The sequence below is a fragment of the Pseudomonas sp. NFIX28 genome (genome assembly GCF_900107395.1).
In the GTDB taxonomy this organism is placed as follows: domain Bacteria; phylum Pseudomonadota; class Gammaproteobacteria; order Pseudomonadales; family Pseudomonadaceae; genus Aquipseudomonas.
In genome coordinates, this window is the sequence record NZ_FNPW01000019.1 from 26,367 (window position 1) to 52,041 (window position 25,675).

General features: G+C 62.9%; 30 protein-coding genes. 13 read left to right on the forward strand and 17 right to left on the reverse strand.

Annotation, left to right across the window (positions count from 1 at the left end):
• Positions 1–41 precede the first annotated feature (41 nt).
• The 8 genes from BLV20_RS27185 to BLV20_RS27215 all read left to right on the forward strand — a co-directional run bounded on the left by BLV20_RS27185 (position 42) and on the right by BLV20_RS27215 (position 7,688).
• Positions 42–1,436: an ethanolamine ammonia-lyase subunit EutB gene (locus BLV20_RS27185; protein ID WP_092305498.1), complete on the forward strand. Its 1,395-nt coding sequence runs from the start codon at positions 42–44 to the stop codon at positions 1,434–1,436.
• A gap of 11 nt (positions 1,437–1,447) precedes the next feature.
• Positions 1,448–2,272, forward strand: a complete 825-nt coding sequence (gene eutC / locus BLV20_RS27190) for an ethanolamine ammonia-lyase subunit EutC (protein ID WP_092305499.1) — start codon at positions 1,448–1,450, stop codon at positions 2,270–2,272.
• 107 nt (positions 2,273–2,379) lie between these two features.
• On the forward strand, positions 2,380–2,838 hold the full coding sequence (locus BLV20_RS27195; RefSeq protein ID WP_023969300.1) for a GNAT family N-acetyltransferase: 459 nt from the start codon (positions 2,380–2,382) through the stop codon (positions 2,836–2,838).
• A 266-nt stretch (positions 2,839–3,104) separates the two neighbouring features.
• Positions 3,105–3,761, forward strand: coding sequence for a DedA family protein (locus BLV20_RS27200; RefSeq protein WP_092305500.1), 657 nt, complete (start codon positions 3,105–3,107; stop codon positions 3,759–3,761).
• Between the two features lie 5 nt (positions 3,762–3,766).
• Positions 3,767–4,576: a M90 family metallopeptidase gene (locus BLV20_RS27205; protein WP_092305501.1), complete on the forward strand. Its 810-nt coding sequence runs from the start codon at positions 3,767–3,769 to the stop codon at positions 4,574–4,576.
• Positions 4,577–4,834: 258 nt separating this feature from the next.
• The gene (gene ppa / locus BLV20_RS27210; RefSeq protein WP_092305502.1) at positions 4,835–5,362 is read left to right on the forward strand and encodes an inorganic diphosphatase; all 528 of its coding nucleotides are present in this window, start codon (positions 4,835–4,837) and stop codon (positions 5,360–5,362) included.
• A 567-nt stretch (positions 5,363–5,929) separates the two neighbouring features.
• On the forward strand, positions 5,930–6,742 hold the full coding sequence (locus BLV20_RS31185) for a hypothetical protein (protein WP_139192752.1): 813 nt from the start codon (positions 5,930–5,932) through the stop codon (positions 6,740–6,742).
• A 559-nt stretch (positions 6,743–7,301) separates the two neighbouring features.
• Positions 7,302–7,688 (forward strand): DUF6124 family protein, encoded by a 387-nt coding sequence (locus BLV20_RS27215; protein WP_092305503.1) that lies wholly within the window; start codon positions 7,302–7,304, stop codon positions 7,686–7,688.
• A gap of 83 nt (positions 7,689–7,771) precedes the next feature.
• Here BLV20_RS27215 and BLV20_RS27220 read toward each other — a convergent pair whose 3' ends face one another.
• The gene (locus BLV20_RS27220) at positions 7,772–8,065 is read right to left on the reverse strand and encodes an addiction module antidote protein (protein ID WP_092305504.1); all 294 of its coding nucleotides are present in this window, start codon (positions 8,063–8,065) and stop codon (positions 7,772–7,774) included.
• Positions 8,062–8,361 carry a type II toxin-antitoxin system RelE/ParE family toxin gene (locus tag BLV20_RS27225; RefSeq protein WP_092305505.1) on the reverse strand — a complete coding sequence of 100 codons (300 nt, stop codon included), beginning with the start codon at positions 8,359–8,361 and terminating at the stop codon, positions 8,062–8,064. The genes BLV20_RS27220 and BLV20_RS27225 overlap by 4 nt, the downstream gene beginning before the upstream one ends.
• 171 nt (positions 8,362–8,532) lie before the next feature.
• Between BLV20_RS27225 and BLV20_RS27230 the strand changes: the two genes are divergently transcribed.
• Entirely contained in the window at positions 8,533–8,982 is a 450-nt protein-coding gene (locus BLV20_RS27230; RefSeq protein ID WP_092305506.1) for a DUF3828 domain-containing protein, read from the forward strand.
• Between the two features lie 24 nt (positions 8,983–9,006).
• Here the strand turns inward: BLV20_RS27230 and BLV20_RS27235 are convergent, their stop codons facing one another.
• The 3 genes from BLV20_RS27235 to nirK form a co-directional block, all read right to left on the reverse strand.
• Positions 9,007–10,011, reverse strand: coding sequence for a zinc-dependent alcohol dehydrogenase family protein (locus BLV20_RS27235; protein ID WP_092305507.1), 1,005 nt, complete (start codon positions 10,009–10,011; stop codon positions 9,007–9,009).
• Between the two features lie 62 nt (positions 10,012–10,073).
• Positions 10,074–10,373: an ArsR/SmtB family transcription factor gene (locus BLV20_RS27240; protein WP_092305508.1), complete on the reverse strand. Its 300-nt coding sequence runs from the start codon at positions 10,371–10,373 to the stop codon at positions 10,074–10,076.
• Between the two features lie 66 nt (positions 10,374–10,439).
• Positions 10,440–11,519: a copper-containing nitrite reductase gene (gene nirK / locus BLV20_RS27245; RefSeq protein ID WP_092305509.1), complete on the reverse strand. Its 1,080-nt coding sequence runs from the start codon at positions 11,517–11,519 to the stop codon at positions 10,440–10,442.
• Between the two features lie 224 nt (positions 11,520–11,743).
• On the opposite strand from nirK, the gene BLV20_RS27250 reads away from it, so the two are divergent.
• The 4 genes from BLV20_RS27250 (at position 11,744) to BLV20_RS27265 (ending at position 16,895) form a co-directional block, all read left to right on the forward strand.
• On the forward strand, positions 11,744–11,986 hold the full coding sequence (locus BLV20_RS27250; RefSeq protein ID WP_007924102.1) for an exodeoxyribonuclease VII small subunit: 243 nt from the start codon (positions 11,744–11,746) through the stop codon (positions 11,984–11,986).
• On the forward strand, positions 11,983–12,870 hold the full coding sequence (gene ispA / locus BLV20_RS27255) for a (2E,6E)-farnesyl diphosphate synthase (RefSeq protein ID WP_092305510.1): 888 nt from the start codon (positions 11,983–11,985) through the stop codon (positions 12,868–12,870). The genes BLV20_RS27250 and ispA overlap by 4 nt, the downstream gene beginning before the upstream one ends.
• 111 nt (positions 12,871–12,981) lie before the next feature.
• The gene (dxs, locus tag BLV20_RS27260; protein WP_092305511.1) at positions 12,982–14,880 is read left to right on the forward strand and encodes a 1-deoxy-D-xylulose-5-phosphate synthase; all 1,899 of its coding nucleotides are present in this window, start codon (positions 12,982–12,984) and stop codon (positions 14,878–14,880) included.
• A gap of 131 nt (positions 14,881–15,011) precedes the next feature.
• Positions 15,012–16,895 (forward strand): TonB-dependent receptor domain-containing protein, encoded by a 1,884-nt coding sequence (locus BLV20_RS27265; protein WP_092305512.1) that lies wholly within the window; start codon positions 15,012–15,014, stop codon positions 16,893–16,895.
• A gap of 107 nt (positions 16,896–17,002) precedes the next feature.
• On the opposite strand, the gene BLV20_RS27270 is transcribed toward BLV20_RS27265, so the two are convergent.
• The 12 genes from BLV20_RS27270 to nrdR all read right to left on the reverse strand — a co-directional run bounded on the left by BLV20_RS27270 (position 17,003) and on the right by nrdR (position 25,672).
• On the reverse strand, positions 17,003–17,797 hold the full coding sequence (locus BLV20_RS27270) for a cobalamin-binding protein (RefSeq protein ID WP_092305513.1): 795 nt from the start codon (positions 17,795–17,797) through the stop codon (positions 17,003–17,005).
• Positions 17,797–18,216: an MFS transporter gene (locus BLV20_RS27275; protein ID WP_092305514.1), complete on the reverse strand. Its 420-nt coding sequence runs from the start codon at positions 18,214–18,216 to the stop codon at positions 17,797–17,799. Before BLV20_RS27275 ends, BLV20_RS27270 begins: the two co-directional genes overlap by 1 nt.
• Positions 18,213–18,830, reverse strand: coding sequence for a GTP cyclohydrolase II (gene ribA / locus BLV20_RS27280; protein WP_007924108.1), 618 nt, complete (start codon positions 18,828–18,830; stop codon positions 18,213–18,215). The genes BLV20_RS27275 and ribA overlap by 4 nt, the downstream gene beginning before the upstream one ends.
• Before the next feature lie 112 nt (positions 18,831–18,942).
• Entirely contained in the window at positions 18,943–19,701 is a 759-nt protein-coding gene (locus tag BLV20_RS27285) for a substrate-binding periplasmic protein (RefSeq protein ID WP_092305515.1), read from the reverse strand.
• A 10-nt stretch (positions 19,702–19,711) separates the two neighbouring features.
• On the reverse strand, positions 19,712–20,215 hold the full coding sequence (locus BLV20_RS27290; protein WP_092305516.1) for a phosphatidylglycerophosphatase A family protein: 504 nt from the start codon (positions 20,213–20,215) through the stop codon (positions 19,712–19,714).
• Positions 20,212–21,177, reverse strand: a complete 966-nt coding sequence (gene thiL, locus BLV20_RS27295) for a thiamine-phosphate kinase (RefSeq protein WP_092305517.1) — start codon at positions 21,175–21,177, stop codon at positions 20,212–20,214. The genes BLV20_RS27290 and thiL overlap by 4 nt, the downstream gene beginning before the upstream one ends.
• Positions 21,178–21,195: 18 nt before the next feature.
• Positions 21,196–21,696, reverse strand: coding sequence for a transcription antitermination factor NusB (gene nusB, locus BLV20_RS27300; RefSeq protein WP_092305518.1), 501 nt, complete (start codon positions 21,694–21,696; stop codon positions 21,196–21,198).
• The gene (gene ribE, locus BLV20_RS27305) at positions 21,693–22,169 is read right to left on the reverse strand and encodes a 6,7-dimethyl-8-ribityllumazine synthase (protein WP_007924117.1); all 477 of its coding nucleotides are present in this window, start codon (positions 22,167–22,169) and stop codon (positions 21,693–21,695) included. Before ribE ends, nusB begins: the two co-directional genes overlap by 4 nt.
• Positions 22,170–22,260: 91 nt before the next feature.
• Complete coding sequence (ribBA, locus tag BLV20_RS27310) at positions 22,261–23,352, reverse strand: bifunctional 3,4-dihydroxy-2-butanone-4-phosphate synthase/GTP cyclohydrolase II (RefSeq protein ID WP_092305519.1); 1,092 nt, start codon at positions 23,350–23,352, stop codon at positions 22,261–22,263.
• A 16-nt stretch (positions 23,353–23,368) separates the two neighbouring features.
• Positions 23,369–24,031 carry a riboflavin synthase gene (locus BLV20_RS27315; RefSeq protein ID WP_092305520.1) on the reverse strand — a complete coding sequence of 221 codons (663 nt, stop codon included), beginning with the start codon at positions 24,029–24,031 and terminating at the stop codon, positions 23,369–23,371.
• A gap of 46 nt (positions 24,032–24,077) precedes the next feature.
• Positions 24,078–25,211 (reverse strand): bifunctional diaminohydroxyphosphoribosylaminopyrimidine deaminase/5-amino-6-(5-phosphoribosylamino)uracil reductase RibD, encoded by a 1,134-nt coding sequence (gene ribD, locus BLV20_RS27320; protein ID WP_092305521.1) that lies wholly within the window; start codon positions 25,209–25,211, stop codon positions 24,078–24,080.
• Positions 25,208–25,672 (reverse strand): transcriptional regulator NrdR, encoded by a 465-nt coding sequence (gene nrdR, locus BLV20_RS27325; RefSeq protein ID WP_007924133.1) that lies wholly within the window; start codon positions 25,670–25,672, stop codon positions 25,208–25,210. Before nrdR ends, ribD begins: the two co-directional genes overlap by 4 nt.
• Positions 25,673–25,675: the final 3 nt, after the last annotated feature.

Below are 25,675 nucleotides of genomic sequence, written 5' to 3' on the forward strand. Positions count from 1 at the left end.
CGACGCAGGGCCACCTCCCTGCGTCGTCACGGAGAACCTGTATGGCAAGTTTCGCCCACACCGTCGGCGCCCAGACCTACCGCTTCGACAGCCTCAAGGAAGTCATGGCCAAGGCCAGCCCGGCGCGCTCCGGGGACTTCCTGGCCGGCGTCGCCGCCCTCAACGACGGCGAGCGGGTCGCCGCGCAAATGACCCTGGCGGACATTCCGCTCAAGCATTTCCTCGATGAAGTGCTGATTCCCTACGAAACCGATGAAGTCACCCGGCTGATCATCGATACCCACGACAAGGCCGCCTTCGCCGCCGTCAGCCATCTCACGGTCGGCGGTTTTCGCGACTGGCTGCTCAGCGACGCCGCCGACGAGCAGAGCCTGCGCGCCCTGGCGCCTGGGCTGACCCCGGAAATGGCCGCTGCCGTGTCGAAGATCATGCGCGTCCAGGACTTGGTGCTGGTGGCGCAAAAGATCCGCGTGGTCACCCAGTTCCGCGGCACCCTGGGCCTGCGCGGGCGCCTGTCGACCCGCCTGCAGCCCAACCACCCGACCGACGAACCGGCAGGCATTGCCGCGAGCATTCTCGACGGCCTGCTCTACGGCAACGGCGATGCCATGATCGGCATCAACCCGGCCACCGACAGCATCGCCTCGATCTGCGCCCTGCTGGAAATGCTCGACGCGATCATCCAGCGCTATGAAATTCCCACCCAGTCCTGCGTGCTGACCCACGTCACCACCTCCATCGAAGCGATCAACCGTGGCGTGCCGCTGGACCTGGTGTTCCAGTCGATCGCCGGCACCGAGGCGGCCAACGCCAGTTTCGGCATCAACCTCAATGTATTGCAGGAAGGCTACGAAGCCGGCCTGAGCCTCAAGCGCGGCACCCTGGGGCAGAACCTGATGTATTTCGAGACCGGCCAGGGCAGCGCGCTGTCGGCCAACGCCCACTTCGGTATCGACCAGCAGACCTGCGAAACCCGCGCCTATGCCGTGGCCCGGCACTTCAAGCCGTTCCTGGTGAACACCGTGGTCGGCTTCATCGGCCCGGAATACTTGTACAACGGCAAGCAGATCATCCGCGCCGGCCTGGAAGACCATTTCTGCGGCAAGCTGCTGGGCGTGCCCATGGGTTGCGACATCTGCTACACCAACCACGCCGAAGCCGACCAGGACGACATGGACACCCTGCTGACCCTACTGGGCGTGGCCGGGATCAACTTCATCATGGGCATCCCCGGCTCCGACGACATCATGCTTAACTACCAGACCACCTCCTTCCACGACGCGCTCTACGCCCGCCAGACCCTGGGCCTGAAACCGGCGCCGGAGTTCGAGCAGTGGCTGGCGAAAACCGGCATCTTCACCCAGCCCGACGGCAAGGTGCAGTTCGGCCACAACCTGCCGCCGGCCTTCCGCCAGGCGCTGGCGCAACTGGGATGAGTGACTTACCCATGGACAAACACCCGACCGATAACCAGAACCCCTGGCTGGAACTGCGCCGCCTGACCCCGGCGCGCATTGCCCTGGGCCGCACCGGCACCAGCCTGCCCACCGGCGCCCAGCTGGATTTCCAGTTCGCCCACGCCCAGGCCCGCGACGCGGTGCACCTACCCTTCGACCATGCCGAACTGAGCAGCCAGCTGGCCGAACGCGGCCGCGACAGTCTGCTGCTGCACAGCGCCGCCAGCGATCGCCACAGCTACCTGCAACGCCCGGACCTGGGGCGCAAGCTCAGCGACGAGTCGGCCCAGGCCCTGCGCGATCACGCATCCGCCAACCCGGGCGGGGTGGACTTGGCGGTGGTGGTGGCGGACGGTTTGTCGGCGCTGGCGGTGCATCGGCATACCCTGCCGTTTCTCGCCCGTTTTGAAGAACAGACCGCGGCCGAAGGCTGGTCGCTGTCGCCGGTGATCCTGGTGGAACAGGGCCGGGTGGCGGTGGCCGACGAAATCGGCGAACTGCTCGGCGCGAAAATGACCGTGATCCTGATTGGCGAACGCCCGGGGCTCAGCTCGCCGGACAGCCTGGGGCTGTATTTCACCTACAACCCGAAGGTCGGGCTCACCGATGCCTATCGCAACTGCATCTCCAACGTGCGCCTGGAAGGCCTGAGCTACGGCATGGCCGCCCACCGCTTGCTGTACCTGATGCGCGAGGCCTGCAGGCGGCAGCTCTCGGGGGTCAACCTGAAGGACGAGGCCCAGGTAAATACCCTGGACAGCGACTCGCCCGACACCCTCAGGGGCAATTTCCTGCTGGGGCCCGCAAAGCCATGAGTTTTCGAGACGATTGCGCTTTTTCCACGCTTTAGGCAGCATCGAAACACGGCTGCCCGAGTAATGAACCGTTTGCCGTCGTATCCATTCGAAGTTGAGGACAACTCATGCGGATTACTCAAGCGACCCTCGAACACCTGGATCTGTTGACACCGCTGTTCGTCAAATACCGCGAATTCTATGGTGCGCTACCGTTTCCGGACTCGTCCCGGGCGTTTCTGGAAAAGCGCCTGCGCCGCAAGGAATCGGTGATCTACCTGGCCCTGCCTGACGATGACGACAAGAAGCTCCTCGGTTTCTGCCAGCTTTACCCCAGCTTCTCTTCCCTGTCCCTGAAGCGCGTGTGGATCCTCAACGACATCTATGTCGCCGAAGACGCCCGCCGCCAGTTGGTGGCCGACAACCTGATCCGCACGGCGAAGAAAATGGCCAAGGACACCCATGCCGTGCGCATGCGCGTCTCCACCAGCAGCGACAACGAAGTGGCGCAGAAAACCTACGAATCCATCGGTTTTCGCGAAGATACCGAGTTCAAGAACTACATATTGCCGATCAGCGACGAATAAGCTTTCACCGCGACCGCTCATCCATTTTCGCTATCACCACCTTCGGCAGTTCCTGGCACAGGCACTGTCGAAGGCTGTACCGCTTTCGCCACAAGCCAGCTATCGCCGCCAAGACACTCCCCGCTACAAACTCAACGCCCATTTCACCTATCAGGTCTTATAATGCCGACCTTTTCGGGGCGTAAGATGAATCTGCGCCAGCTGTAAGTTTTTGCCCCAGTCATCGCACAGGCCCGCCGAGTCGGGCCGTCACCACAGGTGCTTCAATGGATTTCAACCCGATCGACCTCATCCTCCATCTCGACGTTTACCTCGATATGTTGGTGACCAACTACGGGCCATGGATCTACGCCATCCTGTTCCTGGTGATTTTCTGCGAGACAGGCCTGGTGGTGACGCCGTTCCTGCCCGGCGATTCCCTGTTGTTCATTGCCGGCGCGGTTGCCGCCGGGGGCAGCATGGACCCAGTATTGCTCGGCGGCTTGCTGATGCTGGCGGCGATCCTCGGCGACAGCACCAACTACATCATCGGGCGAACGGCCGGCGAGCGGTTGTTCAGCAATCCCTACTCGAAGATCTTCCGCCGCGACTACCTGCAAAAGACCCACGACTTCTACGACCGCCACGGCGGCAAAACCGTGACCCTGGCGCGTTTCCTGCCGATCATCCGTACCTTTGCCCCCTTCGTCGCCGGCGTGGCAAAAATGCCTTACCCGCGTTTCTTCGCCTTCAGCGTGGCCGGCACCATCCTGTGGGTCGGCGGCCTGGTGACCCTGGGCTACTTCTTCGGCAACGTGCCGTTCATCAAGAAAAACCTGTCGCTGCTGGTGGTGGGCATCATCCTGCTGTCGCTGGTGCCGATGATCATCGGCGTGGTGCGCAGCCGCCTGGGCCGCTCGGCGGCAAAGGCTGAAAGCCACTGATCGGTATGTGGCCCCTCAGCACCTGGCGCCGCCGGCGCCGGCTGGCCAAGCACCCGGTTGCCGATGAAATGTGGCAACGGGTGCGCCAGCACCTGCCCTTTCTCGACGGCCTGAGCGATGCCGAGGACCAATGGCTGCGGGAAACCAGCGTACTGTTTCTCGACGACAAGCACCTGAGCGCCCTGCCCGGCGTCGAGCTGCACCAGTTCGAGCGCCTGCTGTTGGCCGCCCAGGCCCAGTTGCCGCTGCTGCACCTGGGAGATCTGAACTGGTACCAGGGTTTCCATGAAATCGTCCTCTACCCCGACGACTTCCTCAGCCCCCAACGTCATCGCGATGCCAGCGGCGTGGAGCATGAATGGGACGGTGAACACAGCGGCGAGGCCTGGCAACAGGGCCCGGTCATCCTGGCCTGGCCCGGCGTGCTCGCCAGTGGCGGCTGGGAAGCCTACAACCTGGTGATCCATGAGCTGGCGCACAAGCTGGACATGCTCAACGGCGATGCCAACGGCCTGCCGCCGCTGCACAGCGACATGCGCATCAGCGACTGGGCGCAGGTGATGCAGGCGGCCTACGACGACCTCAACCGCCAGCTCGACCATAACCCCGATGCCGAAACCGCCATCGACCCCTATGCCGCGGAAAACCCCGCGGAGTTCTTCGCCGTCACCAGCGAATACTTCTTCAGCGCCCCGGACCTGCTGCACGAGGCTTATCCGAAGGTCTATGAGCAATTGCAGCTGTTTTACCGGCAGAATCCCCTCGCCCGGCTCCAGCAACTGCAAGCCAGCGACCCGAACTACCAGCAGCACTGACGCTTCCTGCAGAGGCGAGCTCGCGAAACAATCGCCGACGAAGACGCAAACCACTGAACTAAACGCGTCATGGCGACTCTCTTTTCGCGGGCTTTCGAGCATCGACCGGCAGCTCCGGCACCGGGCTTTCGGCGGTCGCCCAAGGCTTCCACACGTCCTGCGGCACGTGGCATAGCCCGGCGAATGTGCCTATAATCGCCGCCACTTTTTGGTCAATCCGGCCAAGACATTTTGGTCAACTAACGGGGGCATCGCCCAATGAGCTACAGCAAGATTCCGGCTGGCAAAGACCTGCCGAACGACATCTACGTCGCAATCGAGATCCCGGCCAACCACGCGCCGATCAAATACGAAATCGACAAAGACAGCGACTGCCTGTTCGTTGACCGTTTCATGGCCACCCCGATGTTCTACCCGGCCAACTACGGTTACATCCCGAACACCCTGGCCGACGACGGCGACCCCCTCGACGTGCTGGTCGTGACCCCTTACCCGGTGGCTCCAGGCTCGGTTATCCGCGCCCGTCCGGTCGGCATCCTGAACATGACCGACGACGGCGGCGGCGATGCCAAAGTCATCGCTGTTCCACACGACAAGCTGTCCCAGCTGTACGTCGACGTGAAGGAATACACCGACCTGCCGCCGCTGCTGATTCAGCAGATCGAGCACTTCTTCGCGAACTACAAAGATCTCGAAAAAGGCAAGTGGGTGAAGATCGAAGGCTGGGACGGCGCCGACGCCGCCCGCGAAGCGATCACCAAGTCGGTTGCCGCCTACAAAGGCTAAGCACCCTTCAATAAAAAGCCCCGCTAACCCGGGGCTTTTTTATGCCCATCAAATGCCCCTCCCGTAGGAGCGAGGCTTGCCCGCGATAACCCTTCCAGAACAACGCCCCACTCCCAGCCCAACAACATCCCCAGATACAAAACGCCCCAGTTTTTGCCCCGTCACCGGCCCTGGCTAACGCATTGCGCTGGGAATTCTCTTCGAATATCAGTATGCTGCGCCCCACCTTTGCGCATCGACCTGTTCAACCGGTCAGATCCGCCCGACGCGGCAGATGATTTTCTCGCCAAGTCCCACAGCCAGCCGCAAGAGCTGGGTGTACGTTTTGCAGGCTGGTGCGGTTTACCAAAAATGAACCAAGCCAGTCCCCGAGAAGCCGGCCACAAGCCGGCTTTTTAATGTCCTCCAGATTCCCCTCTCTCTTCAGCAAGTACATTGAGTAGTCATGCACTTGATCGCTTGCTAGATCACAGATTTAAAAGTCAAAGAATCAGTCAAAAAAAGGCCCACTAGCCAAAGACAGTGGCGTCATGCCACCATAAAAACTGTTATAGACAAGGAGTCTTTATGGATATTGCTCGCTGCACCCTCGATAACCACAACTATGACATCCCCTCCTTTGAGGCGCTTGGAGATAGGATCATCGAGCGCTACAGGAGGCGGCTAGTATGTCCAGAATGTGGAGGGCCTGGTTTCTACAGAAGAGAATCTACAAGTGGCCAAGCAGCATGCTTTGGCGCCCGCCCACATAGAGATCAATGTTCCCTCGCCGCAACAGAACCTAGACGTAGTGGTGGCCTAGGCCCCGGCCAAGATGAGCGCATAAATTTGGGAGAACGGATCGAGGTTGATTTTAACTACGGAGCAGACCCAAACGTAAATCCTGACCCCGATGAGCCCAACAACCCTCAAGGACGAGGAGGTAGATATGTGGGAAGAGGTGGAGCAAGAAACGCAGTCATTCATCGTCGACTTAGCACTCTCTTACGCAACTTAATACATAGCGAAGACTTCCGACAATCGAATCAGCTCATAGCTTTGCCCGAGGGACAGTTTCGCGTACGAGATTTCTTCGTAGAGTTTCCCGATATAGAGGACACCAATATAGGAGAGTACCGAGGCTACTGGGGAATGATCGCCGATGCTGCACTATCGCGATTTGATCCACCTAGTCTTTGGCTCAATAGCGGTGGAAGAGATGACGTCAGCATTGTAGTTGGAGACGAACAATCAAATGAGTTCCTTGAGCGATTCCCATTTGAAGACATCGAAGAGTTCGCCGGCGCATATGCATTGATCTTTGGGGAACTACGTGAGTCTCAGAACGGAAAGAAATACTTGGCAGCAACTCAAATCGCAAAACTCACCTTAAGTTACTAGATAGCTCAAAAGGAGAGCGACTGCTCTCCTTTTCACTTAATAGAAACCTGTATGTTTTTGGGAAAATACATCTCGCAGCACGATGCAGCTAATAATATGTTTCGATCAAGCTATCGCATCATACCTCTCAGTTCTTATATAGATAACAGTCAACCTCAAGTTCTTTACACTCACCTGAATTGAGCCAATTTTGGCGAGGGCAATCATTTCCCATGTTATCCACTCTCCATTTCTTGCCATACAAATGTAAGGTTCTTCTCTTTCTATTGAGCGACTTTTCCTAGAAACTCCCAGCCGCTTGCGCCTGTGAAACCTGCTGTCTAGGCTCGGCCTGTCACTGCTTATTCAGTGATCGGGTTTAGCAGCTCGAAACATCACATTGGGCGCATCGATGTCACCGGTCGGTAGACTTTTTATTCTGCCTGTCATGGTGGCTGTGCGCAGGGCATCTTCGGATGCGCCGGTTTTCCAATGTGACCGGCCTGCTAACCTGCGTACAGCTGCCACCCCATCGTTTAGCAGCGACATCTGGCAGCTCCACTCACGTTGGAGATGCACCATGAAAAAGCTTGTCCCCGATCCGCCCCTGCCCGGGCAATTCAGAACCCCCGAACACGACCTCGCCACCCAGCGCATCCGCCTGGCCCTGGCCGCGAACACCGCTGAAACCTCAATCCTCGACAGCCTGAAAGCCACCGTCCCGACAGCCGTGGGCCGTGACGCCCTGTTCAGCGTCCGCCCCGACGTCAGCGCCGAAGAGGCCTTGGTGCATGTGTCGCTGCTACTGGATTGCGCGGTACAGGTCAGCGACGAGATCAGCGAACGCGCCAGCGGCGTGGAGCGCGGGCTGATCTGGTCGATGATCCACTCGGTGGAGATGGCCAATGCCGTAGTGAGCGCGTTGCTCGACGCCAACCGGCCAGCCGAGGCTGGCGCGGGGCGTTAAAAATCGGCAAACAGCGGAACGGGGCGAAGCTCATTCGCCCCGATTTCCATGAATGCCCACCAGGCGCTAGGCAGGGCCATCAATCAAGACGCCCCATGTACCCGCGCCGTCATGTCCAGCCCCAGTGCACGCATTACCGCCAGCAGGGTCTTCAGGGTCGGGTTGCCCTTTTCGCTGAACGAGCGGTACAGCTGCTCGCGGGACAGCCCGGTTTCATGGGCCAGCTCAGTCATGCCCTTGGCCCGCGCCACCACCCCCAGGGCTTTGGCGATGTAGCCGGCATCGCCGGTCTCGAAGGCATCCGCCATGAACAGGGCAATCGCTTGCGGGTCACGCAAGGCCGCGGCGGGGTCATAGTCAAATAGCGGTTCAGTCATGATCGGCTCCAACGACGGGCCAGGTGTTTGGCCAGTTCGATATCGCGGCTCTGACGAGTTTTGTCGCCGCCGCACAACAGGATGACGAGTTGCAAGCCGCGCTGCTGGAAGTAAACCCGGTAGCCCGGCCCGTAATGGATGCGCAGCTCACTGACGCCTTCGCCCACCGGTGACACGTCCCCGGCAAGGCCATTGGCCAGGCGAAAAATCCGCGCAGCAATCAACGCCCTGGCTCTGGAATCCTTGAGCCTGTTTTCCCACTCCATAAAGGTCGCGGTCTGTTTGATCTCGATCATTCCGCAACTGTAGTTTCAAGACTACAGCATTTGAAAGCGTATTTGTATTGCAAAGCACTGCCAACGCACAGGCGGATAGCGATCCGGGCCACAGCGTGTTGAAATCGAGCACTCGGCCATCAACCTGATGTCTCAACGGCTCAATGTCTTAACTTCTGTAAGGACGTCCCCATGAGAAAGCTGTTCCCCCTGCTGCTCCTCGCCGCGGCTTTCCATCAACCCCTCGCCCTCGCCGACTGTGCCAGCTCGCCCAAACCGGTGGCCGAGGCTTTCTATAGCTGGTACCTGCAGAGTTTCAGCAACGAAAAAGACCCGATCACCGATGACCTGCCGCACCTGCAGCAGTACGTCACGCAAGCGCTGATCGAACGGATCAAGAAGCAGATGAGCAGCCCCGAGGGCCTGGAAGAGGATTATTTCCTCAAGACCCAGGACTACATGGATGAGTGGCTGACCCAGATCAAGGTCAGTGAACCGCAGGTGCAAGGCACCTCGGCGCGCGAGTCGGTGACCCTGGGCGATACGCCGGATACCACGCAGATCGTCGACCTGCTGCTGGTCAAGGATAAAGGCTGCTGGAAGATCAACGAGGTGCTGGCCACCACGGATCAGAGCGAGTGATCCGCGGCGACCGGCGAGGCAAAATCAGATATCGAGAATGATCTTGCCGAAGTGCTGGTTGCTTTCCTGGTAGCCGAAGGCATCGGCCATCGCGTCCAGGGCGAAGTGCTTGTCGAGAATCGGATGCATGCCGTTGGCGTCGATCGCGCGGATCATGTCCTGCTGCTGCCGGCGGCTGCCCACCAGCACGCCTTGCAGGCGCAGTTGCTTGACCAGCGCGGTGACGATCGGGAACTCGCCGGCAACCCCGGTCAGGATACCGATCACCGAGATGTGGCCACCGGCCCGCGCGGCAATCATCGACTGCTCGAGAGTCGACGGGCCACCCACTTCGATCACGTGGTCGACACCACGGCCGGCGGTGAGCTTCTGCACGGTTTCACCCCAGGTCGGGTCCTGGCGGTAGTTGATCAGGTGGTCGGCGCCGAGGGCCTTCAGGCGCTCCAGCTTGGCATCGCTGGACGAGGTGGCGATCACGGTGGCGCCGAGCATCTTGGCGAATTGCAGGGCGAAGATCGACACACCGCCGGTGCCTTGCACCAGCACGGTATCGCCGGCGGTCACGCGGCCGTCATCCACCAGCGCGCGCCAGGCAGTGAGACCGGCGGTGGTCAGGGTCGCCGCTTCGGCGTGGCTCCAGCCCTTGGGCGCGCGGGTGAAGGAGGTGGCGCGGGCGGTGACGACTTCCCGGGCGTAACCATCCACACCATCGCCCGGCACCGTGGCAAAGCCCACGACATTGGGCCGGCCGTCCAGCCATTCTGGGAAGAAGGTGCTGACCACCGAGTCGCCGACGGCGAATTCACTGACACCCTCGCCCACCGCTACCACTTCACCGGCGCCATCGGCCATGGGGATGCGCGACTCAGTCGGGCCCCACATGCCGCTGACCACCGCGAAATCGTGGTAGTTGAGGGAGCTGGCGCGCAGGCGCACGGTGATTTCGCCCGCCTGTGGCGCCGCGGCCGGAGCCTCGCCGACCACTACTTTGTCGTAGCCACCACCGGGTTGTACGTAGATTGCTTTCATGAACAGATCCTCCTGGGTTGCCTTTCATTTCGAAAAATAACGAAATGTTCAAGTAAAAAAACTCAGAGTTCGCGCTTCAGTTGCTCGGCAAAGGCCGCAAGGGCCGCTTCGTTACGGCGAAAATAGGTCCATTTGCCAATGCGCGTGGCCTCGACCAGGCCGGCCTGCTGCAGGATCGCCAGATGGCTGGAGGTGCTGGACGCCGAAAGCCCGGCCTTGTGCTGCAGATGAGTCATGCAGATACCGATTTCTTTCGGCGCATCATGCCCCTGGGGCGGAAAGTTGCCTTCCGGGTCCTTCAGCCATTCGAGCATCTGCATACGGATGTCGCTGGCCAACGCTTTGATTTGGTCGATGAGCATGGCGAGGATATTACGGACTTTTACGAAATGTTCAAGATCCGAGCAATATCCCCACCCGCCCTCCTATTACTTGCTCTCGACGATCGGCCCCGGCGCTTTCTCCTGGGTCATCAGGTCATCGTTCCACTGCCCCTGCACCTTGACCTGGGCCAGGGCCCCCAGCTCCATGGCTTCGATCAGGTTGTGGCTGAGATAAACGTAGGTTCCCGGCTGCTTGAAGGTGTACAGCGCCGCCACCGCGGAACCACCGGGGATAAACCAGGTTTCCATGTTGCGTTGCGGTGGGTTGGCGAATTTGCCGGTGGTCCAGACCCAGTCGCCATGGCCGCCGATCAGGTGCGGACGGCTGTCGCGGTTGGCCTGGGAGTGGATGAACAGCACGCTTTCACCGACCTTGGAGGTCAGCGCATTGGCTCCGGTCAGGGCCCCGACACGGCCGTTGAACACCACATGGCTCGGGGTCAGGGTGCGCATGACCGCGCGGGTGTCCTGGTAGCTGGACGCCAGGTCCGGGTAATCCTTGTAGCGGCCGTCCTTGTCCTTGGGGATATACAGGTCAGACTCGCCAATGGTGTAGACGCGGTCGTAATGCAGGGGCTTGCCCTGAGGATCGCGCAGGCCGTCACGCGGCAGGACCATCAGCGCGCCGTTCATGCCCGACACCACGTGCCACGGCACCATGCCTTGCGGCGCGCAGTGATAGACAAAGGTGCCGCTGCGGTCGGCCTTGAAGCGCAGCACCACTTCCTGCCCCGGCACCACCTGGGTCAGCTCCGCCCCACCCAGGGCGCCGGTGGCCGCGTGGAAGTCGACGTTGTGGGGCATGCTGTTGGTCGCCGGATTCACCAGCGTCAGCTCCACATAATCCCCTTCGTGCACCACCAGGGTCGGGCCAGGCATGGAGCCATTGAAGGTCATGGCCTGCAGCGTGGTGCCCTGGTCGTCGACGACCATTTTTTTCTCTTCGATACTCATGCGGAACTGCACCACCTTGGGCGGCCCGCTGACTGCCTGCTCATGAGGATGAACCAGCGGCGGTGCGACCAGGTCGACCCTCACCCGCTGCAAACCTTCTGCCCCACCGGCCAGCGCCAGGCTGCTGGCAAGCAGCACCCAGGCCCCCAATACACTTCGAAAAACACTCATTGCAGCTTCTCCTTGCCAATCAACGATGGGGCATTGCAAGGCAAGTGCACGCAATTTTCCTTGTCGTAAAGCAAGAAATGGCGACAGAAGGTCGGCCACACGACCGGCCCCTGATCCAGAGCAGAAAATCGACCTCCGGACCGCTTGGCGACCGCCGCTCATTTGCCCCAAACCCCCATGTCTGCTAGTGTCGCGCCGGTTTAACGTCAACCGGGATAGCCGCCATGGCCCGCAAAAAAGCTGCCTTAGATTTCGAACAATCCCTCGCCGACCTGCAAACGCTGGTCGAGCGTCTGGAGAACGGCGAGCTGTCGCTGGAAGACTCGTTGACCGCCTTCGAGCAAGGCATTGGCCTGACCCGCGATTGCCAGGCGGCGCTGGCCCAGGCCGAGCAGAAGGTGCAGATCCTGCTGGAGCGCGATGGCGAACTGGCCGAAGAACCCTTCGACGCGGAACAGCCAGAATGATCGCGGCCTATCAGGCCAGCAGTCAGGCCCGGGTCAATGCTGCACTGGAAACCCTGTTCCTCGCGCCGAGCCCGGAGCTGGCCCGTCTTTACGAGGCCATGCGCTACAGCGTGATGAACGGCGGCAAGCGTGTGCGCCCGTTGCTGGCCTACGCCGCCTGCGAAGCCCTCGGTGCTCACCCGGAACAGGCCAACGGCGCGGCTTGCGCGGTGGAACTGATCCACGCTTATTCCCTGGTGCACGACGATTTGCCGGCGATGGACGACGACGATCTGCGTCGCGGCCAGCCGACCACCCACAAAGCCTTCGATGAAGCCTGCGCGATTCTTGCCGGCGACGGTTTGCAGAGCCTGGCCTTCAGCGCCCTGCTCGACCCGCGCCTGAGCGATTCGAGCGCCGAGATCCGCCTGCAGATGGTCAGCGCCCTGGCGCTGGCGGCGGGCCCGGCGGGCATGGTCGGCGGCCAGGCCATCGACCTTGGCTCGGTCGGCGTCAAGCTCGACCAGAAAGCCCTGGAATACATGCATCGGCACAAGACCGGCGCGCTGATCGAAGCCAGCGTCAAGCTCGGCGCCCTGGCCAGCGGCCGGGCCGAGAAAGACGAGCTCAAATCCTTGCAAAGCTATGCCCAGGCCATCGGCCTGGCGTTCCAGGTGCAGGACGACATTCTCGACGTGGAAAGCGATACCGCGACCCTTGGCAAGCGCCAGGGTGCCGACATCGCCCGGGACAAACCGACCTACCCGGCCCTGCTCGGCCTGGAAGCGGCCAAGGTTTATGCCCTGGAGTTGCGCGATCAGGCCCTGCACGCGCTGCGACCCTTTGACGCTGCCGCCGAGCCCCTGCGGGAGCTGGCGCGTTATATCGTCGATCGACGCAGCTGATCGCCCCCGGCGCGGCAGACCGCATATCGGCCAAGTTCCGCGCTCTGCGTGGGCAGCTTGCGATGCATAAGGTAAACTGCCGCCTCTTTTATACCTATAACGATTCGCCTGATGCCCACGACGTTTCATGAGATTCCCCGCAAGCGCCCGACCACGCCCCTGCTCGACCGTGCCAACACGCCGGACGGCCTGCGCCGGTTAGGCGAAGCCGAGCTGGAAACCCTGGCCGATGAGTTGCGCCTGGAATTGCTCTACACGGTCGGCCAGACCGGTGGGCATTTCGGTGCCGGCCTGGGCGTCATCGAGCTGACCATCGCGCTGCATTACGTCTTCGACACGCCGGACGACCGCCTGGTGTGGGACGTGGGTCATCAGGCTTATCCGCACAAGATCCTCACCGGTCGCCGCGAGCGCATGGCCAGCCTGCGCCAGAAGGACGGCCTGGCCGCCTTCCCGCGGCGCTCCGAGAGCGAGTACGACACCTTTGGCGTCGGCCATTCCAGCACCTCGATCAGCGCCGCGCTGGGCATGGCGATCGCCGCCCGCCTGCAAAACAGCGATCGCAAGGCCATTGCCGTGATCGGCGACGGCGCCCTGACCGCAGGCATGGCCTTCGAGGCGCTGAACCACGCGCCGGAAGTGGACGCCAACATGCTGGTGATCCTCAACGACAACGACATGTCGATCTCGCGCAATGTCGGCGGCCTGTCCAACTACCTGGCCAAGATCCTCTCCAGCCGCACTTACGCCAGCATGCGCGAAGGCAGCAAGAAGGTGCTGTCGCGCCTGCCCGGCGCCTGGGAAATCGCCCGCCGCACCGAAGAATACGCCAAGGGCATGCTGGTTCCCGGCACCCTGTTCGAAGAGCTGGGCTGGAACTACATCGGCCCGATCGACGGCCACGACCTGCCGACCCTGATCGCCACCCTGCGCAACATGCGCGATCTCAAGGGCCCGCAGTTCCTGCATGTGGTGACCAAGAAAGGCAAAGGCTTCGCCCCAGCCGAAGTCGACCCGATCGGCTACCACGCCATCACCAAGCTCGATCCCCTGGACAGCCCTGCCGCCGCGCCGAAAAAAGCCGGCGGGCCGAAGTACTCCGGTGTATTCGGCGAATGGCTGTGCGACATGGCCGCCGAAGACCCGCGCCTGGTGGGTATTACCCCGGCGATGAAGGAAGGCTCGGACCTGGTGGCCTTCAGCGAACGCTTCCCGCTGCGCTATTTCGATGTGGCGATTGCCGAGCAGCACGCCGTGACCCTGGCGGCCGGCATGGCCTGCGAAGGCGCCAAGCCGGTGGTGGCGATCTATTCGACCTTCCTGCAGCGCGGCTACGACCAGTTGGTCCACGACGTGGCGGTGCAGAACCTCGACGTGCTGTTCGCCATCGACCGTGCCGGCCTGGTGGGCGAAGACGGTCCGACCCACGCCGGCAGCTTCGACCTGTCGTTCCTGCGCTGCATCCCCGGCATGCTGGTGATGACCCCGAGCGACGAGAACGAACTGCGCAAGATGCTCAGCACCGGCTACCTGTACAACGGCCCGGCCGCCGTGCGTTACCCGCGCGGTACCGGCCCGAACACCAGCATCGAGAAAGACCTGCAACCGATCGAGATCGGCAAGGGCGTGGTTCGCCGCCAGGGCAACAAGGTCGCCCTGCTGGTGTTTGGCGTGCAACTGGCCGAGGCGCTGAAAGTCGCCGAAAAGCTGGATGCGACGGTGGTCGACATGCGTTTCGTCAAACCGCTGGATGAAACCCTGGTGTGCGTGATCGCCGCCAGCCACGAGCTGCTGGTGACGATTGAAGAGAACGCCATCATGGGCGGCGCCGGTGGCGCGGTCGGCGAGTTGCTGGCGCGTGAAGCGATCCTCAAGCCGATCCTGCACCTGGGCCTGCCGGACCTCTACGTCGAGCACGCCAAGCCAGCGCAGATGCTCGCCGAATGCGGCCTGGACGAAGCCGGTATCGAAGCCGCCGTACGGGCACGCCTGCAACGGCTCGGCCTGTAACCTGTAGCCGCTGCCGCAGGCTGCGATCGCCCCCGAAAGGGGGCGTTGCTTTTGAGGTCCCTGGAAGGTCCTACGGACCTTATCGCAGCCTGCGGTTTTTCCTCGCATGCTCCATTCGCAACAGATTGCCGATGAAACCCTCGCACCTCACCCTGACCCTTTGCCTGCTGCCCGCCGGCCCACTGCTGGCCGACAATCTCGACCGCGAACAAGCGCTCAAGCTGCCGGACGTGCTGATCAGCGCCAACCGCCAGGTGCAAGCCCGCAACGACAGCAGCGCCGCCAACACCATCTTCACCCGTGACGACATCGACCGCCTGCAACCTTCCAGCGTCACTGACCTGCTGCAACGGGTGCCTGGCGTGCAAGTGGCGCAAAGCGGCGGCCGGGGCAGCGTGCCGGGAATCTACATCCGCGGCACTTCGTCGGCGCAGACCCTGGTGTTGGTGGACGGCCAACGCATCGGCAGTTCGAGCTCCGGCGACAGCAACCTGCAACACCTGAATATCGATCAGATCGAGCGGGTGGAAGTGCTGCGCGGTTCCCGCTCGGTGATTTACGGCAGCGACGCCATCGGCGGGGTGATCCAGATCTTCACCCGGCGCGGTGCCGAACAGGGCCTGCAGCCCCGTTTGCACCTGGGGGTCGGCAGCCACCAGACCTGGGAGCGCAGCATCGGCTTGTCCGGCGGCGACCAGCAGACCCGCTTCAGCCTGGGCGCCAGCCTCGACGACACGGCCGGGAGCAACCGCACGCATGAGTCCTATGCCAGCGACCGTGACGATGACGCCTACCGCAACCAGTCCCTCAGCCTGAGCCTGAGCCACGCCTTCAACGACGACTGGGAAGCGGGCCTGAACCTGCTGGATAACCGTGGCAAGAGCGAGTTCGACAACCCCTTCGGGCGCTTCGACAGCAACACCTTCGAGAGCCTGCCGCAAAAACCCTACAGCGAATTCGCGGTCAGCAGTTTCAGCAGTTATGTCGACGGACGTATCAACGAAGCCTGGAAGTCGCGCCTGGAACTGGGCCACAGCGAGAACCGCGAGAAAACCTTCGACAAGCTCAGCGATGAGCGCACGGTGTTCAACACTTACCGCGACTCGCTCAACTGGCAGAACGACCTACGCCTCGACGAACGCAACAGCCTGATCGTCGGCGGCGACTGGTACCAAGACCGGGTCAACAGCAGCACCGCCTTCGCCGAGGACAGTCGCTGGAACCGCGCGGCCTTTGTCCAGCATCGTTTCAGGGCCGACAGTTTCTCCACCGAATTGGGCCTGCGTCGCGACCAGAACCAGCAGTTTGGCGGCCAGAACAGCTGGAGCGGCACCCTCACCCTGCCGTTGAATGCCGACAACGATGTCCTGCTGACCTACAGCGAGGGCTTTCGCGCGCCGACCTTCAACGACCTGTATTACCCCGACTTCAGCAACCCCGACCTCAAGCCCGAGACCTCGAAAAGCTACGAGCTGCAATGGCGCAGCCAGTTGAGCGAAAGCACGCGCCTGGAGACTTCGCTGTACCGCACTGACCTGGAAGACGCGATCATTTTCGGCAGCAACTCGCGCCCGCAGAACGTCGCCTCGGCGCGGATCAACGGCTTCGAGGCGGCGCTGCGACAGGAGCTGTTCGGCTGGCAGAGCAATCTGGGGCTGGCCATCATCGATCCCCGCGACCGCGACACCGGCCACACCCTGGCCCGCCGCGCCCGGCGCACCCTGAGCCTGGATCTGGATCGACAGTTCGACCGCCTGGGCCTCGGTGCCAGTTGGCAGGCGGTGAGCAGCAGTTATGACGACTTGGCCAACCAGCAGCGCCTCGGTGGCTATGCCCTGCTGGGCTTGCGCGGCAGCTGGGCGCTGGACCGCGAGATCCGGCTGGAATTGAAGGTCGACAACCTGCTCGACAAATCCTACAGCCGGGTGCTGTACAGCCATGACGGCGCGCAGTACGGGTATCGGGAGGCAGGCCGGGCCTGGATGTTCGGGGTGACCTGGGCGCCGGAGCTTTAGGCAGGCCGGGGGTTGTAAGAACGCTATCGCGGGCAAGCCTCGCTCCTACAGGGGAATTGCATATTTTTCTGTAGCATCGAGGCTTGCCCGCGATGCACTAGCCGCAGCTACTCGGAATCAAGCAACTCACAGAGCTTGGCCGTCGCCGCGATCATCTGCCCACTCGGCCGCTCCAGGCCTTTATCGCCGATCAGCAACAACCTGCCTTGCGCCACGGCCTTCAGTTGCGGCCAGGCTTTCCAGGCGTCAAGTTGCGCCTGGGTGCTGGCCAGGATCACTTCAGGGTTGCGCTGCAACACCGACTCGAGACTGACTTGAGGCGCCGGCAGCGGCAGGTCGGCAAACACATTGCGCGCGCCGCACACACTCAGGGCATCACTGATGATTTGTCCGCCGCCCACGGTGTACAACGGCTGGTCCCAGACTTGATAAAACACCTGCAAAGGCTCGCTACGGGCATAACGTTGGCGCAGCTCTGCCAACTGCTGCCGCAGCTCGGAGGCACGCGCCAGGCCACGCTGTGGACGCCCCAGCCGGGCGGCGATGGTTTCGATCTGGGCGACGAGCTGGTCGAGGCTGCGGGGTTCGGCCACCAGCGTCGGGATCCCCAGGCGACCCAGCTGTTCGCGCTGCGCCGGGCCAACGCTGCCGGGCCAGAGCAGGAGCAGGTCCGGCTTGAGGCTGAGCAGCCGCTCCATGTCCAGTTGGCCGTAGCGGCCCACCGACGGCAGGTCTTTTAATTGGACGGGACGTTCGCCGGCATCAAGCACGCCGACCAGCAAGTCGGCGGCGCCCAGTTCGACGACGATTTCCGACAGCGAAGGCGCCAGGCTGACCACGCGTTCCACCGCCAGCGCCGGGCCACCGAGGGCCAGCAGCAGGACTGCCAGCCAGCGCCGCATCAACCGAGCTGACGCGGGATGCGGTAGAGGTAGAACAGCACTGCGGTGGACAGTGCCAAGAGGATCAGCGGCACCGCTTCCAGACCGACGAATACCGCCAGGGCGCCGACCCAGGCCGGCAGGGCCGCCGCCAGAAATGCCGCGCGGCGACTGGCCGCCAGCTCGATCCAGGCCGCTGGCTCTGCGGGGGTATCGAGGGCTTTATGGGTGGCGATCAAGGCCCGTTTGTAGCCACCGAAGAATCGCAGGCTGACAAACATCGAAGCTACACCGGCAATGAAAAACGGCATCGCCAGGATCGGCAGCAGCGGCTCGCCCTGGCCGAACACCAGGTTGATCACGAACAGCGGCAGCAGCGCCAGCGCCAAGTATTGCCACCAGCTGACGGCCAGTCGCCGCCGAACCTGAGCGCGGGTCACGCCCGATCTACCTCGCCCTGATGCTCGTTGCCCATCATGTGGTCGAGCTTGCTGGCCTTGGTGGCCAGGTAGAGTTTGTTGTGCGGGTTGTGGCCGGTGTGCAGCGGCACGCGCTCGGCAACGACGATGCCCATCTCGGTCAGGGCCTTGACCTTGCGCGGGTTGTTGGTCATCAGGCGCAGGGATTTCACGCCCAGGTGCTCGAGCATCGGCAGGCACATGGCGTAGTCACGCTGGTCGGCGGCAAAGCCCAGGCGTTCGTTGGCTTCCACGGTGTCGGCGCCGCCGTCCTGCAACTCATAGGCGCGGATTTTGTTGAGCAAGCCGATGCCGCGGCCTTCCTGGCGCAGATACAGGAGCACGCCACGACCTTCGCGGGCGATCGCCTGCAAGGCGGCTTCCAGTTGCGAACCGCAGTCGCAGCGCTGGCTGAACAGAGCGTCGCCGGTCAGGCATTCGGAGTGCAAGCGGCCGAGCACCGGAGCGCCATCGGCAATATCACCCAGGCTGAGCACGACGTGCTCACGGCCGGTGGCTTCATCGAGAAAACCGTGCATGGTGAATTGCGCAAAAGGGGTGGGCAGCTTGGAAGCGGCAACAAAAACGACGGGCACCGTTGTGCTCCTGATCTGTATGGGACTGGAGATTCGCAGAGGCGGCATTGTAACAGCAGCTTTCGACAGACGCTTAGGCTGAATTATTGAGCATAAAGATCAAGAAGTTAGATCACCGATCGGCAGGAGGGCGCTTGGCGTCAAACGGATAGGGTTGCTGCCAGCGCTGGAAAATCGGCCGCAGCCGGCCGTCTTTGACCAATTCGTCCATCCGGCGATCAAACAGCGCGCACAGCACCCGGCCCCGTTCATTGTTGGCAAAGGCCAAGAACAGCGGCAACTCAGCCAAGTGGGTGCGGCGGAACTGCGTGCGGTCCTCGGCCTGGGCCAGTACAAACTCGACCTCGGTCAGCGCATCGATATAGAAGTCGGCACGGCCTTGCTGGAGCATCGGCAAGATGCCGACCCGCCGGCGGATTTCATTGAAGCGCTGGATATTGGGCAAATAGTCCTGGTAGCGGTAGCCGCGCACCCAGACCAGGCGATGATTGCCGAGCGTGTCCAGGGACAGCGGCGGACTCGTCGCCAGCCCCAGGGAGTAGATATGGTCGGTGTCGTAATTCCAGCGCGGATACAGGGCGCCGTCGGTTTCGTCCTGATAGGAGCCGACCAGAGCATCGACTTCACGCCGCTGCACCAGCCCGACCGAACGGGTGTAAGGCACGCTGCGCATGTCGAGCTTCACGCCCTGGGTCTGGAACACCTCGCGCAGGATATCCCAGGCCAGGCCCTGACCATCGGCCTGGGTGTAGCTGTTCCATTCCTCGCTGGCTACCCGGATTTCCTCGGGCAGCGCCGCCGGCTCGCTGGCCCGGGCCAGTCCTGCGGCCAAGACGCAAAACACTACCAGCAGAGCGCGAGCAACCGGCATGGCTGATTCCTCAGGCAAAGCACCAGACCAGGCCCTGCATCGCCAACCAGGCGAAGACACCGGCCAGCACATCGTCGAGCATGATGCCGATTCCGCCGTGCACATGCCGGTCGACCCAGCGAATCGGCCAGGGCTTGAGAATGTCGAAGAAACGGAACATCAGGAACCCTGCCAGCAGCCACTGCCAGCCTTCCGGCACCAGCCACAGGGTGATCCACATGCCGACCATCTCGTCCCAGACGATGCCTTCGTGGTCATGCACCCGCAGGTCGTCGGCCACCTTGCCGCACAGCCAGAAGCCGAACAGCATGGTGATGCCGAGCATCAGCCAGTAGCCCCAGTCCGGCAACATCTGCCACAACGGAATAAAAGGCAGCGCCACCAACGAGCCCCAGGTACCCGGGGCCTTGGGCAAGGTGCCCGAGCCAAAGCCGAATGCCAGAAAATGCCAGGGGTTACGCCAGACGGAAGGCGGCACGAACTCTGCCGGAACCTGTTTGGGGTGATCTGTCACGGTGTCTCCCGAAAATGTTGATAGCCCCGAGTGCTCGGGGTGATGTCCCGCCCCTCGGCATCCAGCAGCGTCACGCCCTGCCCGGCCACAACCCGGCCCAGCACATGCACCGGCCAGCCGGCGGCGAGCAACGGCGCCAGCTCGGCCTGGGGCAAGGTGAAGGCCAGCACGTAATCGTCGCCGCCGCTGAGCGCCGCCGAGCGGGCGCCATTCTCACCGAGAAAGCTCAGCAGCGCCTGGGACATCGGCACTTTTTCACTTTCGATCAGCAAGCCGACAGCTGAAGCGGTGGCGATGTGCCCACAGTCGGCCAGCAGGCCATCGGAGATATCCAGGGCCGCGGTGGCCTTGCCGCGCAGCGCCTGGCCCAAGGCCAGTTGTGGTTGCGGCGACCAGTAGTGGCCGAGCAAGACGTCGGCGACTTCTGCGTCGGCGCTGCGCTGCCCGAGCACCAGGGGCAAGGCGCCGGCAGCATTCCCCAGCTCGCCGCCGACGCACAGCAGGTCGCCCGGACGGGCACCGCTGCGGGTCAGGGCCTGGCCGCCGGGCACGCGACCGAACACGGTCATGGTCAGGGTCAACGGGCCGCGCGTGGTGTCGCCGCCCACCAGGCGCACGCCGCAGCTCTGCGCCATGGCGCTCAGGCCGTTGGCATAGGCTTGCAGCCAATCGGTTGCAACCGTCGGCAGGGTCAAGGCAAGGGTAAAGGCGACAGGCGCGGCGCCCATGGCCGCCAGGTCGCTGACCGCCACCGCCAGCGAACGCTGGCCGAGCAGGAAAGGGTCGCAGGGATCTGCGAAATGCACACCGGCCACCAGGGTGTCGGTGGAAATCGCCAACTGTTCGCCAGAAGGAACAGCCAGCAAGGCGCAGTCGTCGCCAATCCCCAGCGCAACGCCCTCGCCGCCCTGCGCACAAGGCGCGGCAGCGAAGAAGTTACGGATCAGCTCAAACTCGCCCATGGCAGCTGCAAGCGCTGATCAGCGCTTGAAGGCCTTCACTTCAGCTTCACGCAGACGCGGGGCCAGCTTGTCGAGTACACCGTTGACGAACTTGTGGCCGTCGGTGGAACCGAAGACCTTGGCCAGTTCGATACCTTCGTTGATCACAACGCGGTATGGCACGTCGACGCGCTTGAGCAGCTCCCAGGTGGACAGGCGCAAAACCGCCAGTTCGACCGGGTCCAGCTCTTCGATGGTGAGGTCCAGGCAAGGGGCGAGAGCTTTGTCGATCTCGTTCTTGTTGGCCGGTACGCCGTGCAGGATCTCACGGAAGTAAGCACCGTCGATGTCGGTGAAATCGTTGTCGACCCGGAACTGCGCTTCGATCTCGTTCAGCGAGTGCTTGGCCATGTGCCATTGATACAGCGCCTGGGTCGCGAGCTGACGGGCTTCGCGACGCTTGGCGCTCTTGGATGGCTTGCCAGCGTCCGCAGGTTTCGGATCGCGCGGGTTGAAACGATCGCTTTCGTCGCTAATCACTTGGCCTCCAACTGCGCCAGCAGGCTGACCATTTCCAGAGCGGACAAGGCAGCTTCAGCACCTTTGTTGCCGGCCTTGGTGCCGGAACGTTCGATGGCTTGCTCGATCGAGTCGACGGTCAGTACGCCGAAGGCCACCGGTACGCCGAACTCCATGGACACCTGGGCCAGGCCCTTGGTGCATTCGCCAGCCACGTATTCGAAGTGCGGAGTGCCGCCACGAATGACCGCGCCCAGAGCGATGATCGCTGCGAACTCGCCTTTCTGCGCGACTTTCTGCGCAACCAGCGGAATCTCGAAGGCGCCAGGGGCACGAATCACGGTGATGTCGCTTTCGCTCACGCCGTGACGGACCAGGGCGTCAACGGCGCCGCTGACCAGGCTTTCGACGACGAAGCTGTTGAAACGGCCGACCACCAGGGCATAGCGGCCTTTGGGGGCGATGAAGGTACCTTCGATGGTCTTCAGGGTCATTCGACAAATCTCTTAAAGAGCCGGAGCGCGTTCACTACGCGCTCACTGATGATATTTGAACCGCGAATTTCAAGCCCGCAACAGCCGGCTTTTATTCAGAGGGCACGTATTCTACAACTTCCAGGTCGAAACCGGATATCGCATTAAATTTCATCGGCGCACTCATCAGGCGCATTTTGCGCACGCCCAGGTCACGCAGGATCTGCGAGCCGGCACCAACGATGCTGTAGGTGGTCGGCTTTTTCACTGGTTGATGCTCGGCCGTTTCGCGGATATGCGCCAGCAGCACGTCGCCATCCAGCGGGTGGCCCAGCAACAGCACCACGCCGCTGCCGGCCTCGGCCACCGTGGCCATGGCGGCCCGCAGGCTCCAGCGGCCAGGCTGCTTGACCATCAGCAGGTCGCGCAGCGGGTCCATGTTGTGCACGCGAACCAGGGTCGGTTCTTCGGCGCAGATATTGCCCAGGGTCAGCGCCATGTGCACGTCGCCTTCCACCGAATCACGGTAAGTCACCAGGTTGAACTGGCCCAATTCGCTGTCCAGCGGCTGCTCGGCAATCCGCTGAACGGTACGTTCGTGGATCATCCGGTAGTGAATCAGGTCGGCGATGGTGCCGATCTTGATGTTGTGCTCGGCGGCGAAGGCTTCCAGTTCGGCGCGACGGGACATGGTGCCGTCGTCATTCATCACTTCGCAGATCACCCCGCTCGGCTCGAAACCGGCCATGCGCGCCAGGTCGCAAGCCGCTTCGGTGTGGCCGGCGCGGGCCAGGGTGCCGCCCGGCTGGGCCATCAGCGGGAAGATGTGGCCCGGGCTGACGATGTCTTCGGCCTTGGCGTCCTTGGCGGCGGCAGCCTGCACCGTGCGTGCACGGTCGGCGGCGGAAATGCCGGTGGTCACGCCGGTGGTGGCCTCGATGGACACGGTGAACTTGGTGCCGAACCCGGAACCGTTGCGCGGCGCCATCAAAGGCAGCTTGAGCAGCTCGCAACGCTCGCGGCTCATCGGCATGCAGATCAGGCCGCGGGCGTGCTTGGCCATGAAGTTGATGTGCTCGGCCTTGCAGCACTCGGCGGCCATGATCAGGTCGCCTTCGTTCTCGCGGTCTTCGTCATCCATGAGGATGACCATCTTGCCTTGGCGGATGTCTTCAACCAGTTCTTCGATGCTGTTGAGCGCCACGCGGCACCCCCTTGAGTCAGGATTTGAGGTAGCCGTTAGCGGCCAGAAAACTTTCGGTAATGCCACCGCTCGAAGGCTCCGCGGCCTTGTCGCCCAGCAGCAGGCGCTCCAGGTAACGCGCCAGCAGGTCGACTTCGAGGTTGACCTGCCGCCCCGGCCGGTAGTCGGCCATGATGGTTTCGGCCAGCGTGTGCGGGACGATGGTCAGCTCGAATTCGGCGCCATTGACCGCGTTGACCGTCAGGCTGGTGCCGTCGACGGTGATCGAGCCTTTGTGGGCGATGTACTTGGCCAGGTCCTTGGGCGCGCGGATGCGGAACTGGATGGCGCGGGCATTTTCGTCCCGGGCCACCACTTCGCCGACGCCGTCGACGTGGCCGCTGACCAGGTGCCCGCCCAGGCGGGTGGTCGGGGTCAGGGCTTTCTCCAGGTTGACCCGGCTGCCGGCCTTCAGCTGATGGAAAGCGGTGCAGTCCAGGGTCTCGCGGCTGACGTCGGCCCAGAAGCCGTCGCCCGGCAATTCCACCGCAGTCAGGCAGACGCCGTTCACCGCGATGCTGTCGCCCAGCTTCACGTCGCCCAGGTCGAGCTTGCCGGTTTCCACATACACCCGCACATCGCCGCCCTTGGGGGTCAAGGCGCGGATGCTGCCGATGGATTCGATGATGCCTGTAAACATGGAGTCCTCCTCGAGAACAGGGCCGCCGCGTGGCGAAAGCCCGAAATTATACGCTCGCTGCTGGCAGAGGAATGGCAATGACTCGCCAGTCATCGCCTACGGCGCGCATTTCAATGATTTTCAGCTGCGGCGCCTCGCTCATCTGCGCCAGCGGCCAGTCGAGCAGCGGGCGCGCCGAGGAGCCGAGGAACTTGCCGGCGACAAAGATCTGGTATTCGTCCACCAAGCCTTGCTGGGCGAACGCTCCCGCCAGGCGCGGCCCGGCTTCCACCAGCACCTCGTTGATGCCTCGGCCGGCCAGTTCGCTCAGCAGCCGCCGCAGGTCCACCTGGCCATCGGCACCCGGCACGATCAGGCATTCCGGGCCATTGGCGTACTGCTCCTCCACCGCGGCGCAAGTGGCGACCAGTGCCGGCCCCGCCTTGAAGAACGGCGCATCGAGCGGCACTCGCAAGCGGCCGTCGATCAATACCCGCAACGGTGGACGGCTCATGGCCAGGGCGGTCTGCTCGGCATCCAGCCCCAGCTCTTCGGCACGCACCGTCAGCCGCGCATTATCGGCCAGCACCGTGTCGGCGCCGGTCAGCACCACGCTGGCCTGGGCCCGCAGGCGCTGCACCGCCGAGCGCGCGGCCGGGCCGGTAATCCACTGGCTCTCGCCGCTGGCCATGGCAGTGCGGCCGTCCAGGCTCATGGCCAGCTTGACCCGCACGAACGGCAGGCCATGTTCCATGCGCTTGAGAAAACCCTGGTTGAGCGCCCGGGCCTGCTGCTCCATCACGCCACTGGAAGTGGCGATGCCCGCCTGGGCCAGGCGCTGCAAGCCACGGCCGGCGACTTCCGGGTTGGGGTCCTGCATCGCCGCCACGACCCGTGCCACCCCGGCATCCACCAGGGCATCGGCACAGGGCGGCGTACGTCCGTGATGGCTGCAGGGTTCAAGCGTCACGTAAGCGGTGGCGCCCCGGGCCTTGGCCCCGGCGGCACGCAGGGCGTGGACTTCGGCATGGGGCTCGCCGGCCCGCACATGCCAGCCTTCGCCGACAACCTGGCCGTCGCACACGATCACGCAACCGACCCGGGGGTTGGGGTGAGTGCTGAAGCGGCCCTTGGCCGCCAGCTCCAGAGCACGCGCCATGTAGTGGGCGTCGAGCACCGCCTGTTCGTCGCAGAGGTTCATTCTTTGCCCGGCTCGCGGGCGAGACGGTCGATCTCTTCGCGGAATTCGTTGAGATCCTGGAAACGCCGATAGACCGAGGCGAAGCGGATATAGGCCACTTCATCGAGCTTTTGCAGCTCGGCCATCACCAGTTCGCCGACGACCAGGGACTTGACCTCGCGCTCGCCGGTGGCGCGCAGCTTGTGCTTGATATGCACCAGCGCGGCTTCCAGGCGCTCGACGCTGACCGGGCGTTTTTCCAGGGCGCGCTGCATGCCAGCGCGAAGTTTTTCTTCGTCGAAGGGCTGGCGGCTGCCGTCAGTCTTGATCAGGCGCGGCAACACCAGTTCGGCGGTTTCGAAGGTGGTGAAACGTTCACCGCAGGCCAGGCATTCACGCCGGCGGCGCACCTGTTCGCCTTCGGCGACCAGACGCGAGTCGATGACCTTGGTGTCGTTGGCACCGCAGAAGGGACAGTGCATGGT

Excerpts from the sequence above, each read along its gene's own strand:
- dxs (WP_092305511.1), top strand. The coding sequence starts at position 12,982 with ATGCCCACGACGTTTCATGAGATTCCCCGCAAGCGCCCGACCACGCCC.
- BLV20_RS27205 (WP_092305501.1), top strand. The coding sequence starts at position 3,767 with ATGTGGCCCCTCAGCACCTGGCGCCGCCGGCGCCGGCTGGCCAAGCAC.
- BLV20_RS27285 (WP_092305515.1), bottom strand. The coding sequence starts at position 19,701 with ATGCCGGTTGCTCGCGCTCTGCTGGTAGTGTTTTGCGTCTTGGCCGCA.
- BLV20_RS27225 (WP_092305505.1), bottom strand. The coding sequence starts at position 8,361 with ATGATCGAGATCAAACAGACCGCGACCTTTATGGAGTGGGAAAACAGG.
- BLV20_RS31185 (WP_139192752.1), top strand. The coding sequence starts at position 5,930 with ATGGATATTGCTCGCTGCACCCTCGATAACCACAACTATGACATCCCC.
- BLV20_RS27215 (WP_092305503.1), top strand. The coding sequence starts at position 7,302 with ATGAAAAAGCTTGTCCCCGATCCGCCCCTGCCCGGGCAATTCAGAACC.
- thiL (WP_092305517.1), bottom strand. The coding sequence starts at position 21,177 with ATGGGCGAGTTTGAGCTGATCCGTAACTTCTTCGCTGCCGCGCCTTGT.
- nirK (WP_092305509.1), bottom strand. The coding sequence starts at position 11,519 with ATGAGTGTTTTTCGAAGTGTATTGGGGGCCTGGGTGCTGCTTGCCAGC.
- BLV20_RS27240 (WP_092305508.1), bottom strand. The coding sequence starts at position 10,373 with ATGCTCATCGACCAAATCAAAGCGTTGGCCAGCGACATCCGTATGCAG.
- BLV20_RS27250 (WP_007924102.1), top strand. The coding sequence starts at position 11,744 with ATGGCCCGCAAAAAAGCTGCCTTAGATTTCGAACAATCCCTCGCCGAC.
- BLV20_RS27195 (WP_023969300.1), top strand. The coding sequence starts at position 2,380 with ATGCGGATTACTCAAGCGACCCTCGAACACCTGGATCTGTTGACACCG.
- BLV20_RS27265 (WP_092305512.1), top strand. The coding sequence starts at position 15,012 with ATGAAACCCTCGCACCTCACCCTGACCCTTTGCCTGCTGCCCGCCGGC.
- ispA (WP_092305510.1), top strand. The coding sequence starts at position 11,983 with ATGATCGCGGCCTATCAGGCCAGCAGTCAGGCCCGGGTCAATGCTGCA.
- BLV20_RS27315 (WP_092305520.1), bottom strand. The coding sequence starts at position 24,031 with ATGTTTACAGGCATCATCGAATCCATCGGCAGCATCCGCGCCTTGACC.
- eutC (WP_092305499.1), top strand. The coding sequence starts at position 1,448 with ATGGACAAACACCCGACCGATAACCAGAACCCCTGGCTGGAACTGCGC.
- BLV20_RS27235 (WP_092305507.1), bottom strand. The coding sequence starts at position 10,011 with ATGAAAGCAATCTACGTACAACCCGGTGGTGGCTACGACAAAGTAGTG.
- BLV20_RS27200 (WP_092305500.1), top strand. The coding sequence starts at position 3,105 with ATGGATTTCAACCCGATCGACCTCATCCTCCATCTCGACGTTTACCTC.
- ribD (WP_092305521.1), bottom strand. The coding sequence starts at position 25,211 with ATGAACCTCTGCGACGAACAGGCGGTGCTCGACGCCCACTACATGGCG.
- BLV20_RS27185 (WP_092305498.1), top strand. The coding sequence starts at position 42 with ATGGCAAGTTTCGCCCACACCGTCGGCGCCCAGACCTACCGCTTCGAC.
- BLV20_RS27270 (WP_092305513.1), bottom strand. The coding sequence starts at position 17,797 with ATGCGGCGCTGGCTGGCAGTCCTGCTGCTGGCCCTCGGTGGCCCGGCG.
- BLV20_RS27220 (WP_092305504.1), bottom strand. The coding sequence starts at position 8,065 with ATGACTGAACCGCTATTTGACTATGACCCCGCCGCGGCCTTGCGTGAC.
- BLV20_RS27230 (WP_092305506.1), top strand. The coding sequence starts at position 8,533 with ATGAGAAAGCTGTTCCCCCTGCTGCTCCTCGCCGCGGCTTTCCATCAA.
- nrdR (WP_007924133.1), bottom strand. The coding sequence starts at position 25,672 with ATGCACTGTCCCTTCTGCGGTGCCAACGACACCAAGGTCATCGACTCG.
- ppa (WP_092305502.1), top strand. The coding sequence starts at position 4,835 with ATGAGCTACAGCAAGATTCCGGCTGGCAAAGACCTGCCGAACGACATC.
- ribE (WP_007924117.1), bottom strand. The coding sequence starts at position 22,169 with ATGACCCTGAAGACCATCGAAGGTACCTTCATCGCCCCCAAAGGCCGC.